This is a genomic window from Duganella sp. sic0402, assembly GCF_019219065.1.
Lineage (GTDB): Bacteria > Pseudomonadota > Gammaproteobacteria > Burkholderiales > Burkholderiaceae_D > Rugamonas.
The window spans coordinates 33,786-46,343 of sequence record NZ_JAHUWK010000003.1 but is presented as its reverse complement, the minus strand read 5'-3'; the positions used below and the strand labels follow the sequence as shown (position 1 = coordinate 46,343).

The following is a 12,558-nucleotide window of genomic DNA, read 5'->3' as shown; positions in this document are numbered from 1 at the left end:
GCGGGCTTTTTTTCGCCTATACGCGCCGGGCAGGCTGTGCCAGAATATTCCATCTGACAACCTTTTTGATCCTGGCCCATGAACCTGTCCCGCCCGCTTGCCCTGATGCTGATGTCCGCCGGCCTGCTGTCCTCCGCACACGCTGCCGACGCCTACTACCGTTATCCCGCCATCCGTGGCGACGCCGTGGTCTTCACCGCCGAAGGCGATTTGTGGAAGACCTCCGCCCATGGCGGCCAGGCCCAGCGCCTGACCACGCACCCGTCGGCCGAAACCAGTGCCGCCATCTCGCGCGACGGCCAGTGGCTTGCCTTTTCGGCCTCCTACGAAGGCGCGCAGGAAGCCTACGTGATGCCGCTGGCGGGCGGCCTGCCCAAGCGCATCACCTTCGAGAACGGCGCCGTCACGGTGCTGGGCTGGAGTGCCCAGGGCGAGGTGCTGGTCAGCATGGCGGCTGGCAGCGGGCCGGGCCGCAGCTTCGTCATCGCCGCCGTCAAACCGAATGACCTGCAACGCCGCATCTTCCCGCTGGCCGACGCCAACGACGCCGCGCTGGACGACGACGGCAAGACGCTGTACTTCACCCGCAACGGCCTGGCGCTGACCAACGACAACGTCAAACTGTATCGCGGCGGCGCCTACGCCCAGTTGTGGCGCTACGATGTGAGCGGCAACAGCGAAGCGCTGCAGCTGCTGGCCTCCGACACCGGCAACAACAAACGGCCGATGTGGTGGCAGGGCCGCCTGTATTTCATCAGCGACCGTGGCGGCTCGGACAATCTGTGGAGCATGGCGCCGGACGGCAGCGACCCGCGCCAGCTCACCAATCACAGCGCGTGGGACGTGCGCAACGCCGCCATCGGCGACGGCCGCATTGCCTACCAGCTGGGCGCCGACCTGCGCGTGCTGGATCTGGCCGCCAGCAAGGATGAGCAGCTGTCCATTGACCTGCTGTCGGACTTCGACCAGCAGCGCACGCGCCAGATCCGTTCGCCGCTGGAGACGCTGACCAATGTGCAAATCGCCGGCAAGCTGCAACGCATCGTGCTGACCGCGCGCGGCCGCGTCAGCGTGGCCGGCACCGGTGCGCAGCGCCGCGTGGAGATCGCGATACCGCAAGGCGCGCGCGCCCGGGACGCGGTGTTCAGCCACGACGACAAAACGGTCTACGCGATCGTCGACAGCACCGGCGAGAACGAAATCTGGAAATTCGCGGCCGACGGTTCCGGCAAGGGCGAACAGCTGACCCAAGACGGCACCAATCACCGCTGGAAGGTGTATCCGTCGCCAGACGGTCGCTGGCTGGGCCACACCGACAAAAAGGGCCGCTTCTGGCTGCTGGACCTGGCCAGCAAGGCCAACACCATCATCGATGACGCGGGCAAGACCGGCGTCGGCGATTACGAAGAAATCCTGTGGTCGCCCGACAGCAGGAATCTGGCGCTGGTGCGCGCCGGCAGCACCGCGCAGCGCGAGCAGATCGGCCTGTACAACTTGGACGCGAAGCAGCTGCACTTCGTCACCAGCGACCGCTACACCTCGCGTTCGCCGGCCTTCTCGCCGGACGGGCGGTGGCTGTACTTCCTGTCGGCCCGCCATTTCACGCTGGCCAACGGCTCGCCGTGGGGCGACCGCAATATGGGCCCGGTGTTCGACAAGCGCACCGGCGTCTACGCGCTGGCGCTGCAAGCGGATAACCGCTTCCCGTTCAAGCCGGACGATGAACTGAGCAAGCCGGGCGACAAGCCGGCCGAAGGGGCGACCGAACAGGCGGCCGAGAAAGCGGCGGAAAAGGCCGCCGAAAAAGCCGTCGCCAAAACCGCCGGCAAGGCTGCCGAAACCAAGCCGGCCGGCAAAGCCCTGCCAGCCATCGTCTACGCCGGCCTGGCCGAGCGCCTGTACGAAGTGCCGCTGGCGGCGGGCAATTACCGTGGCCTGCAAATTGACGACAAGCGCCTGTACTTCATCGATGCCGACGGCGCAGACGGCAAGCCTGCGCTGAAGACACTCGCCATCGCCAGCAACGATCCGAAGCCGGAAGTGTTTGCGGCCAATGTGCGCGAATTTGACCTGTCCACCGACAAGAAGCACGTCTATTACCGCACGCTGGCCGCCAGCGGAGCGGGCGATATGCTGGTGGTGGAAGCGGGCGCCAAGGCGCCAACGGATACCAGCAAAGCCAGGGTCAAGGTGGATGACTGGACCTTCGTCTCCAATCCGCGCCTGGAATGGAAGCAGATGTTCAACGACGCCTGGCGCATGCACCGCGACTTTCTGTACGACGTGAAGATGCGCGGCGCCGACTGGCCAGCGGTGCGTACCAAGTACGCGCCGCTGGTGGAGCGCGTGACCGACCGCGCGGAGCTGGATGACCTGCTGGGCATGATGGTCAGCGAAGTCGGAGCGTTGCACTCGCAGATACGTCCTGGCGATATTCGCCGTTCCGCATCGGAAGGCACGCCGGCCGGCCTGGGCGCGCTGCTGACGCGCACTGCGGACGGCTACCGCGTTGACCACATCTACGCCAGCGAGCCAGAGCTGCCAACACAACGCGGTCCGCTCGCCCAGGCAGGCGTGGACGTGAAGCTGGGCGACATCATCACCGCCGTCAACGGCAAGCCGGTGCTGGAGGTGCGCGACATCGCCGACCTGCTGCTGAATCAGGCCGACAAACAGGTGCTGCTGCAACTGAAGCGCAAGAACGAGACGCGCCAGGTGATCGTGCTGCCGGTGAATATGCTCAAGCAGAACGCACTGCGCTATAGCGACTGGGAGCTGTCGCGCGCGCGGCAGGTGGAGGCAGTGTCGAAAGGCCGCATCGGCTATCTGCACCTGCGGGCCATGGGCGCCAACGACATCGCTTCGTTCGCGCGCGACTTCTACGCCAATGTCAATCGCGAAGGGCTGATCATCGATGTCCGCCGCAACAACGGCGGCAATATCGATAGCTGGATCATCGAGAAGCTGCTGCGCAAGGCGTGGGCTTTCTGGGCGCCGCCGGGCGTGGCGCCGTCGCCGAATATGCAGAATACCTTCCGTGGCCACCTGGTGGTGCTGGTGGATGAATACACCTACTCGGACGGCGAAACCTTTGCCGCCGGCGTCAAGGCGCTGGGATTGGGACCCTTGGTCGGCAAGCGCACTGCCGGCGCGGGCGTCTGGCTGAGCGATAACAACCGCCTCAGCGACAACGGCATGGCGCGCGTGGCGGAGATGGGCCAGTTCAACACGCAGGACGGCCAGTGGCTGATCGAAGGCGTGGGTGTGACGCCGGACGTGGTGGTGGACAATCCGCCGCGCGCCACCTATCAGGGCCAGGACCGCCAGCTGGAAGTGGCGCTGCAACTGCTGGATAAGAAAATCAAGGAGCAGCCAGTCAAGCCATACGCGCCGCAGGTGATCCCCGGCCTGAATGTCCGGAATTGAACAGCTGCCGTGCGGCGATAGCGTTCATTTCCGCACACCGTGCTGGCGCCACGCGCAGAAGTGTGCGTGGCATGGATGTTGCAGTTTGATGCGATAACTTCATGACGGCCTAATACCTATGGACTTTCGCATCGGCTGGCGCACCCTGGTCCAGCAACCTGCATACACCCTCACGGTGATACTGAGCCTGAGCATCGGCCTCGCAGCGAGCCTGCTGCTGCTTGGCTTTGTACGTTTTTCGATGAGCTACAACGCGGACATTCCGAATGTGGATCAGCTGTATGTCGTCAACCAGTATTACAACGTGGCGCCCGAGCGGCCGAAGTACGAAGCGGCGCCCTTGTTTCTGCGCGCGGTGGCGATCAACACGCCAGGCGTGAAAGACGCTACCAGCTATCTGCCCATGCGGCCGGTCGAACGGCCACTGGTGGTGCGCGCGCAGGCCGGCTTGCTGCCCTTGAACGGTCTGGTGGTGCTGCCGGGTTTTGACAGCACGCTGGGTTTGCAGGCGCTGCAGGGCAATCTGCGCGTCGCGCTGGAGCAGCCGGACAGCCTGGTGTTGTCCGAGTCCGCTGCGCTGCGCTTGTTTGGTACCACGCAGGCGCTGGGCCGCACCTTGCAGGCGGATGGCAAGACAGTCCGCGTCGGCGCCGTGGTGAGCGCGCCAGTCAATACCACGATTCCATTTGAAGCACTGTTTGGCGTGAACTCGGTGTTGACCGAGCCGGCCATCCGCAGCGAGATGCTGACGGGGGAGCAGGGCTGGATGGGCAAGCTGCTGATACGCGTGCAGCCGGGGGCGTCGCTATCCGCCATTCGCGATGCCTTGCAGCGGGTGGTGGCGCGCACGCCCAGCTTGCAGAATTTTCCTCCCGAGACCAAGGAGCGGCTGGCCGGCCGCAGCGCGCTCGATCTTGAACTGGCGCCGCTGCGCGACGCCTACTTTGATCACCGCGTGGAGACTAGCCGCCTGACACCGTCGCAGCGTGCTAATCCAGTTGTGCTGGCCGGGCTGGCGCTGATTGCGGTGGCGATACTGGCGCTGGCCGGCATCAACTACGTCAACCTGGCCACGGTGCGCGTGCTGCGCCGGCAGCGCGAAATAGCGATGCGCAAAGTGTTGGGGGCATCCGCACCCCGCGTGGCAGCGCTGTTCATCGCCGAATCGGTGCTGGTGGCGCTGCTGGCGACCGTGCTGGGCCTGCTGCTGGCGTGGCTGGTGCTGCCGGCCTTCTCGCACATGGTCAATCGCGAACTCGATGGCATGCTGCGGCCTTCCAATATCGCGGCTGCGCTGGCCTTGGGGTGCGTACTGGGTGTGCTGACCGCGCTTTATCCAAGCTGGATTGCGCTGCGCGTGCGGCCGGTGCAGGTACTCGCCGGCCGACCCGATGCGGAGTCGGTGGCCAGCACGCGCTTCCGCCGTGTGTTGACGGTGCTGCAAGCAGCAACCGCGATGTGCCTTACAGGCGTCACCATTGCCATCGCCTGGCAGACCAATTACATGATGCGCGCCGAACCGGGCTTCGACTCCGCACCGCTGCTGGTAGTCAGCCTGCCGGAGCCGGTGCGCTACAGCGACAAGGCGCGCAGCTTGATGGCGGCGCTGGCCGCACAGCCGGGCGTGGAGGGCGTCGCCGTGTCGGAAGACCCGGTCGGCAAGCTGGATCAGGCTTGGTCGCGCGAGCTGACGCGGCCGGGCGGCACGCCGGCGCTGATGGACATGAAAGGTGTGAGCGCCAATTTCTTCGAGCTGTATCGCATTGTGCCGGTGACGGGACGCTTGTTCGATTCGCACATCGATAAGGAAGATGATCCTGTGCCGGTGATCCTGAACGAGATCGCCGCGCGCGCGCTGGGGTTTGCCTCGCCACAGGCCGCGCTGGGCGAGACGGTGCTATTCACCGGTTTTGACAACAAGGTGGTGCGCAAGCGCGTGGTGGGCATCGCGCCTGAACTGCGCTTCCATTCGCTGCGTTCTCCGCCACGCGCAACCGCGTTTGAATTGTGGACGGCCGGCGTCACGCTCAGCCTGCGTGCGCGCGGCGATAGGGCGGCTGTGGAGGAGTCGGTGCGCCGCCTGTGGCCACAATACTTCCCTGAGCAGATATTGAAATTGCAGCGCGCCGACGCCATCCTCGCCGACAACTACGTCGAGGACGCGCGCATGGTGCGGGTGCTGGCGGCGGCCAGTGTGGTCGCGATGCTGATCGCCGCGTTCGGGACCTACACACTGTCCGCCAACACCGTGCAGCGGCGCGCGCGCGAGATCGTCCTGCGCAAGCTGCACGGCGCACGCCGTGTCGATATTGGCTTGCTGGTGCTGCGCGAAACCAGCATGCTGACGCTGCTGGCGGCGGTGCTGGGACTGCCGGTGGCGCTGTTACTGATCCAGCGCTATCTTGGCAACTACATCGCCCACGCGCCAATCGGCTACTGGACCTTGCTGCTGGCGCTGCTCTTGACGCTGTTGAGCACAGCGATTGCTACTACCCGGCACACCTGGAACGCCATTCGCCTGCCGCCCGCCGAAGCGCTGCGCGACGGCTGAAGCGGCGGCAGCCTGCTACAGGCTGGTCAGGGCTTTGAACTGGGCGGCACGGCGGCGCGAGACTTCCACCTGAAGCTGGTCGCGCAGCGTCAGGTCGAGGCCTCCGGCTTCGTTGGGCTCGACCTGTTCGACGAAGTCGAGATTGACGATGTGGCGGCGGTTGGCACGGAAGAAGCGTTCGGGGTCGAGCTTTTCTTCCAGCTGGTTCAGGGAGCGCAGCATCAATGGCTGTTGGTGCTCAAAGTATACGCGGGTGTAGTTGCCGTCGGATTCAAACAGGCGGATATCCTGTACCGGCACAAACCAGCAGCGCTCTCCATCCTTGATGAACAGCTTGCGCACCGCCGTCGGCGCCACGCCGCCAGAGGTGATGCGCTGATACCGCGCACGGCAGCGTTGCAAGGCCGCCGCCATACGCGTCGCCTGAATCGGTTTTTGCAAATAATCCAGCGCGTTCACCTCAAACGCCTGCAACGCATATTGGTCGAAAGCGGTGGTGAAGATCACCTCCGGCGCTTCCTCCAGCGCCGCCAGCATGTCGAAGCCGGAGCCGCCGGGCATCTGCACATCGAGGAAAATCAGGTCTGGCTTGAGTGCCGCAATCTGCTGCACGCCATCGGCCGCGTTGACCGCTTCGCCCACTATCTCCACCTCGGGATGGGCGGCCAGCAGACGGCGCAGTTCGGCGCGCGCCAGGCGTTCGTCATCAATCAGCAGTGCGCGCATTACGCGGCCTCCGGTAAGGTCAAGGTGGCGCGTACCCAGCCACTGTTTTCAGACAAATCCAGCTGCGCATTGTTACCCAGCGCCAGTGCCAGGCGTTTGCGCGTATTGCTCAGGCCTACCTTGGTGGAATTCGCAAACGGCACGATCGCACCGAGGTTGGCGATTTCGATATGCACCGTGCCGTCGTCCAGCCGCTGTGCGCGAATGCGGATCTCGCTGCCGGTGGCGCTGGTTTCAACGCCATATTTGACCGCATTTTCCACCAGCGTTTGCAGCGCCATCGGCGGAATGCGCACCTGTTCCAGCCCGATGCCGATTTCCACGCTGACGCGCATGCGCTCCTCAAAGCGGATTTTCTCGATGGCCAGGTAAGCCTGCACCGCTTCTATCTCCGCCGCCAGCGGTACCGTTTCGTGATGGCCCGATTGCAGCGCGTAGCGCATCACGCTGGCCAGCCGGTCGATCATCAGCGCGGCGGCGTCGGCGTCCTCGTAAATCAGCGCCCGTACGCTGTTCATGCTGTTGAAGAAGAAGTGCGGGTTGACCTGAGCCTGCAAGGCGCGCAGCTCGGCATCCTTGGCGGTGATTTCCAGCCGCAGTGACTCCGCCTCGGCGCGGTTGGCGCGGCGCAGCGAGAGCACTGCCATGTAGAAGATATTCCACACCAGGTAGATCGCCCACCATGACAGCAACGCTGCCGGCACCCAGCCAAAGCCACGATCCATGTGAGCCGGCTGAAAAATCACATATCCCAGATATTGTATAAAGGTATGGAAGGTTCCGAGCACCAGCACCGCAACCGCCACCAGCCGCCAGCTGGTGGGCTGACCGCTGCGTATGCGGCGCTTGATGATGCGGTGCCACACATCGGTAATCAGCACGCCGCTGGCCGCCCCCCAGGCCATGACCCACATCAGGCTTTGCACGCGCCAGGCGCCCATCAGGAAGGACATCAGCGGCAGGAAGCCCCAGCCGGACAGCTGGAAGATCCAGTACCAGTTCAGGCGCGCGATCAACGGACGTTTGTCGTTCATGGTGCTCGGTTCAGGAAATTGTCGATGCGATCATACATCCAAGCTGGATCGTCGTACATGATGAAGTGGCGGGCGGTGTCCGCCATCTCCACTTTCACGCCGGGCAGCTTGGCGTACTGCGTGGTGTAGGTCGCGGTGATGGCCGCCTTGGGCGCGTAGTCCTTGTAAGCGACCCAGGTGCCCAGCACCAGCGTTGGCGCCTTGATGCGGCTGATATCATCGCGCAGGTCGGTGGCCATTATTTCGCTGACGCTGTCGATAATGGTGTCGCGGTCTGAATGCTTGCTGCTGGCGAGGACGTGAGCGATGTCTTCCTGTTTGGTGATCATGCTGCGCAGCGCGCGCAGCTGGCCAGCCTTGAAGGCTGCTTCATCCTGCGCCTTCATCGAAGCGCGCATGATGTCCGCCTGCTGCTTAAGCTGTTCGCGGCTGATGGTCGGCAACTGCACCGCACCCAGCGCCGGCAGCGAGTCCACAATGATCAGGCTGCCCACTTGTTCAGGATGATTGGACGCCAGCTTCATGCCGAGATAACCACCGAGGCTATGGCCGATGATGACCGGGCGATCGAACTTGTTGTCCTTGATGTAGGCACTCAGTTGCTGTTCAACTGCTGGCAGTAGCGCCTCCTTGATGGCCGGCTGGCCCGCAAAACCGGCCAGCGTCAGCACATGGCACTGATGCTTGCCGCTGCCGCAGTAGTGCGCCACTGTGCCGTCCCACACGCTGCCCGAAGAGCCCAGGCCGGGGATCAGGATGATGGGCGCCCCTGTGCCGGTGACATCGACTTTAAACGCGGGATGGTCGGCGGCAGCGGCCTGGCCGAGGATCATGGTGGCGGCGAAGGCGGCGATGGTCTTGATCAGCATGGTATTCTCCGTTCGTGGTCTTGGTGAGTAAGTGAAGCCATGCTATCGCCCAGCCGGGGCGGCGGCGACGGCTACTTGATGAACGGTTTTTCCGGCCGGATGAACGGTAGCCGGGCGGACTATTCGCTGCCTTCGACCTTTAGTTTGCGCCACAGTGTGGTGCGGCTGATGCCGAGGTACTCCGCCGCCGCGTCGCGCCGGCCGCCAAAGCGGGCCAGCACGGCGGTGGCGCTTTCGGCCAGCGGCGGCGCCGCAAGTGCACCGGTGGACGGCGTCGGCTGCAAGCAGTGGCGCGCCGCCAGCTCGGGAGCGATGCTCAGAACAAAGGCCGGCGTCAGTGCCTGTAGCGGCTCGGCGGCCAGGAATAGCGCCAGCCGTTCGGTCAGATTGCGCAGCTCGCGCACATTGCCCGGCCAGCCGTAGCGCTGCAGCAGCAGGGCGCAGGCCGTCATCTCCGCATGCAGATTCGGATGCGGCCGCGCGCCCAGCGACGCCAGCGCATTCTTCAGCGACCATTCGGCCAGCGGCATCACATCGTCCGGCCGTGCGCGCAGCGGCGGCAGCGTCAATCGCAGCACCGCCAGCCGGTAGAACAAGTCGGCGCGGAAGCGGCCCTCGCGTACGCGCTGCTCCAGGTCGCAGTGGGTGGCGCTGATGATGCGCACATGGACTGGAATCGGCCGCGTGCCGCCGACGCGTACCACCTCGCGTTCTTCGAGTACCCGCAGCAGGCGCGTTTGCAGCGTCAACGGCATCTCTCCGATCTCGTCGAGAAATAGCGTGCCGTGGTTGGCTGCTTCAAACAGGCCAGCATGGCCGCCGCGCCGCGCACCGGTGAACGCGCCTTCCTCATGCCCGAACAGCTCTGACTCCAACAGCGACTCCGCAATCGCGCCGCAGTTGACCGCCACGAACGGCCGGTTCTGCCCGAGCGTCCGCGGCGCCTCTCGGTGGATGGCTTGCGCCACCAGCTCCTTGCCGCAACCGGTTTCGCCCTGTATCAGCACTGTCGCTGGCGACTTCGCGTACAGCACCACCGCCTGCCTTACCGTCTCCATCGCCGCTGAATCGCCACGCAGATCGGTGATGCCGTGTTTGGCGCGCAGCGTGTCCGTCACCACGGCGCCGCGCGCGCGGTTGCGGTTGGATTCCAGCTGCGTCAGGCGCGCCATTTCCAGCGCATCATCAAACGCGTGGCGGATCGACGCGGCGGAGTAGACGAAGACGCCGGTCAGTCCCGCTTCTTCGGCCAGATCGGTGATGCGGCCCGCACCCACAATCGCCTTGACGCCAGCCGCCTTCAAGTCGTTCACCTGCGCGCGTGCGTCTTCCTCGGTCACGTATGTGCGCTGCGCCACGTCGAAGCCGAAGGTGCCGGAGAACTCTGCCAGCTCCGCCAGCCGCTCCTGGTAGGTGATGATGCCAATGCGGTCCGACACGCGCCGCGCGCGTGCCAGCGCCTGCATCACATCGAAGCCGCTGAATTTCGCGATCACCACCGGCACCGACAGGCGGCCTTTCAGGTACGCGGCGTTGGAGCCGGCCGAGATGATGGCGTCGCAGCGCTCCGTCGCCAGGCGCTCGCGGATATGTCTGGCCGCATCCTCAAATCCCAGGTTGATCGGCTCGATGGTGGCGAGGTTGTCGTATTCCAGCGTGATGTCGCGGAACAGGTCGGACAGGCGCGATACCGACACCGTCCAGATAACCGGCTTGTCGTTGACGTCGAAGGGCAGGGGCGTGGAATGTCGCATGTTTCAATTATAGTTCAAATATGTTTCAGTGTTTCACAATGAAACGATAGCGCGAACGTAACTTGTTGATTTATATAGCTTGCTGGCGTGGCACGCCCCTTGCAATAAACAGCGCAACTTCAACGCAACACCGAAAGGTCAGAATATGAGTCAATACTCCGCAGGCGCCGCGTTCCGCAAAGCCGTTCAGGAAGAATCGCCGCTGCAAGTGGTCGGCACGATCAACGCCAATCACGCATTGCTGGCCAAGCGCGCCGGCTTCAAGGCGATCTACTTGTCCGGTGGCGGCGTGGCGGCGGGTTCGCTCGGTCTGCCGGACTTGGGCATTTCCAACCTGGACGATGTGCTGACCGACGTGCGCCGCATTACCGATGTGTGCGAGCTGCCGCTGCTGGTGGATTCAGATACCGGCTTTGGTGCGTCTGCCTTCAACGTCGCACGCACCGTCAAGTCGCTGATCAAGTTCGGCGCCGCTGCTACCCATATCGAAGACCAGGTTGGCGCCAAGCGCTGTGGCCATCGTCCGGGTAAGGAGATCGTCAGCAAGGACGAGATGGTGGACCGCATCAAGGCCGCCGTCGATGCACGTACCGACGACCAGTTTGTCATCATGGCGCGTACCGATGCGCTGGCGGTCGAAGGGCTGGACGCCGCCATCGAGCGCGCTGTTGCTTGCGTGGAGGCTGGCGCCGACATGATCTTCCCGGAGGCGATGATCACGCTGGAGATGTACAAGCAATTCGCCGCTGCCGTCAAAGTGCCGGTGCTGGCCAATATCACCGAATTCGGCTCTACGCCGCTGTTCACCGTCGATGAGCTGCGCAGCGCTGATGTCGGCCTGGTGTTGTATCCGCTGTCTGCCTTCCGCGCCATGAACAAGGCGGCGGAAAACGTCTATGGCGCGATCCGCCGCGACGGCACGCAGCAGAACGTGCTGGACACCATGCAGACCCGCGCTGAACTTTACGATCGCATCAACTATCACGATTTCGAACAGAAGCTGGACGCGCTGTTCGCCGCACAGAAGAAATAAGAGGAGACACCAGCATGACCGAAGCCACCACCTTCAAACCAAAAAAATCCGTTGCCTTGTCGGGCGTTGCGGCAGGTAACACCGCGCTGTGCTCCGTCGGCAAAACCGGCAATGACCTGCACTATCGCGGCTACGACATCCTGGACGTCGCCAACACCTGCGAGTTCGAAGAAATCGCCTACCTGCTGGTGCACGGCAAGCTGCCCGCCGAAGCGGAGCTGCGCGGCTACAAGGCCAAGCTGAAATCGCTGCGCGGCCTGCCGCAAGCCGTAAAGTCCGCACTGGAGGCACTGCCCGCCTCGGCTCACCCGATGGACGTGATGCGCACCGGTGTCTCGGTGCTGGGCTGCGTGCTGCCGGAAAAGGATGACCACAACATGCCAGGCGCGCGCGACATTGCCGACCGCCTGATGGCGTCCTTCGGCTCCATGCTGCTGTACTGGTATCACTACAGCCATAACGGCAAGCGCATCGAAGTCGAAACCGACGATGACTCCATCGGCGGCCACTTCCTGCACCTGCTGCACGGCGAAAAACCGCGCGACTCGTGGGTGCGCGCGATGCACACCTCGCTGATCCTGTACGCGGAACACGAGTTCAACGCCTCCACCTTCACCAGCCGCGTCATCGCCGGCACCGGCTCGGATATCCACTCGGCCATCACCGGCGCCATCGGCGCGCTGCGCGGTCCGAAACACGGCGGCGCCAACGAGGTCGCATTCGAAATCCAGAAACGCTACGAAAATCCGGACGAAGCGGAAGCCGATATCCGTAACCGTGTCGCCAACAAGGAAGTGGTGATCGGCTTCGGCCACCCGGTGTACACCGTCTCAGATCCGCGCAATGTGGTGATCAAGGACGTGGCGCGCCAGTTGTCCGAGGAAGCCGGTTCGACCAAGATGTATGACATCGCTGAACGGCTGGAGTCCGTCATGTGGGAAATTAAAAAGATGTTCCCGAACCTGGACTGGTTCTCCGCCGTGTCCTACCACATGATGGGTGTGCCGACCGCGATGTTCACGCCGCTGTTCGTCATCGCGCGTACGTCCGGCTGGTCGGCGCACGTCATCGAGCAGCGCATCGATAACAAAATCATCCGCCCAAGCGCCAACTATGTTGGTCCGGAAGACCTGCAATTCGTGCCGCTCAAGGACCGCAAATAATC

At 63.8% G+C, this 12,558-nt stretch carries 8 protein-coding genes; 4 read left to right on the top strand and 4 right to left on the bottom strand.

Annotation, left to right across the window (positions count from 1 at the left end; all coding sequences use genetic code 11):
- The first annotated feature begins 78 nt into the window (after nucleotides 1-78).
- Together KW842_RS09210 and KW842_RS09205 are read left to right on the top strand one after the other, a co-directional pair.
- On the top strand, nucleotides 79-3,426 hold the full coding sequence (locus KW842_RS09210) for a S41 family peptidase (protein ID WP_229223595.1): 3,348 nt from the start codon (nucleotides 79-81) through the stop codon (nucleotides 3,424-3,426).
- Between the two features lie 118 nt (nucleotides 3,427-3,544).
- The gene (locus KW842_RS09205; RefSeq protein ID WP_218303807.1) at nucleotides 3,545-5,977 is read left to right on the top strand and encodes an FtsX-like permease family protein; all 2,433 of its coding nucleotides are present in this window, start codon (nucleotides 3,545-3,547) and stop codon (nucleotides 5,975-5,977) included.
- 15 nt (nucleotides 5,978-5,992) lie between these two features.
- Here the strand turns inward: KW842_RS09205 and KW842_RS09200 are convergent, their stop codons facing one another.
- The 4 genes from KW842_RS09200 to prpR all read right to left on the bottom strand — a co-directional run bounded on the left by KW842_RS09200 (nucleotide 5,993) and on the right by prpR (nucleotide 10,360).
- Nucleotides 5,993-6,703 carry a LytTR family DNA-binding domain-containing protein gene (locus KW842_RS09200; RefSeq protein WP_218303806.1) on the bottom strand — a complete coding sequence of 237 codons (711 nt, stop codon included), beginning with the start codon at nucleotides 6,701-6,703 and terminating at the stop codon, nucleotides 5,993-5,995.
- A complete protein-coding gene (locus KW842_RS09195) occupies nucleotides 6,703-7,737 on the bottom strand; it encodes a sensor histidine kinase (protein WP_218303805.1) in 1,035 nt (344 codons plus the stop codon). Before KW842_RS09195 ends, KW842_RS09200 begins: the two co-directional genes overlap by 1 nt.
- A complete protein-coding gene (locus tag KW842_RS09190; RefSeq protein WP_218303804.1) occupies nucleotides 7,734-8,606 on the bottom strand; it encodes an alpha/beta fold hydrolase in 873 nt (290 codons plus the stop codon). The genes KW842_RS09195 and KW842_RS09190 overlap by 4 nt, the downstream gene beginning before the upstream one ends.
- A 119-nt stretch (nucleotides 8,607-8,725) precedes the next feature.
- A complete protein-coding gene (gene prpR, locus KW842_RS09185) occupies nucleotides 8,726-10,360 on the bottom strand; it encodes a propionate catabolism operon regulatory protein PrpR (protein ID WP_218303803.1) in 1,635 nt (544 codons plus the stop codon).
- Between the two features lie 145 nt (nucleotides 10,361-10,505).
- On the opposite strand from prpR, the gene prpB reads away from it, so the two are divergent.
- Nucleotides 10,506-11,393 carry a methylisocitrate lyase gene (gene prpB, locus KW842_RS09180; RefSeq protein ID WP_218303802.1) on the top strand — a complete coding sequence of 296 codons (888 nt, stop codon included), beginning with the start codon at nucleotides 10,506-10,508 and terminating at the stop codon, nucleotides 11,391-11,393.
- Between the two features lie 14 nt (nucleotides 11,394-11,407).
- Nucleotides 11,408-12,556 carry a 2-methylcitrate synthase gene (gene prpC, locus KW842_RS09175; protein WP_218303801.1) on the top strand — a complete coding sequence of 383 codons (1,149 nt, stop codon included), beginning with the start codon at nucleotides 11,408-11,410 and terminating at the stop codon, nucleotides 12,554-12,556.
- Nucleotides 12,557-12,558: the final 2 nt, after the last annotated feature.

Bases quoted from the DNA above. Each gene is read 5' to 3' on its own strand.
- KW842_RS09210 (WP_229223595.1), top strand. From the start codon at position 79: ATGAACCTGTCCCGCCCGCTTGCCCTGATGCTGATGTCCGCCGGCCTG.
- KW842_RS09205 (WP_218303807.1), top strand. From the start codon at position 3,545: ATGGACTTTCGCATCGGCTGGCGCACCCTGGTCCAGCAACCTGCATAC.
- KW842_RS09200 (WP_218303806.1), bottom strand. From the start codon at position 6,703: ATGCGCGCACTGCTGATTGATGACGAACGCCTGGCGCGCGCCGAACTG.
- KW842_RS09195 (WP_218303805.1), bottom strand. From the start codon at position 7,737: ATGAACGACAAACGTCCGTTGATCGCGCGCCTGAACTGGTACTGGATC.
- KW842_RS09190 (WP_218303804.1), bottom strand. From the start codon at position 8,606: ATGCTGATCAAGACCATCGCCGCCTTCGCCGCCACCATGATCCTCGGC.
- prpR (WP_218303803.1), bottom strand. From the start codon at position 10,360: ATGCGACATTCCACGCCCCTGCCCTTCGACGTCAACGACAAGCCGGTT.
- prpB (WP_218303802.1), top strand. From the start codon at position 10,506: ATGAGTCAATACTCCGCAGGCGCCGCGTTCCGCAAAGCCGTTCAGGAA.
- prpC (WP_218303801.1), top strand. From the start codon at position 11,408: ATGACCGAAGCCACCACCTTCAAACCAAAAAAATCCGTTGCCTTGTCG.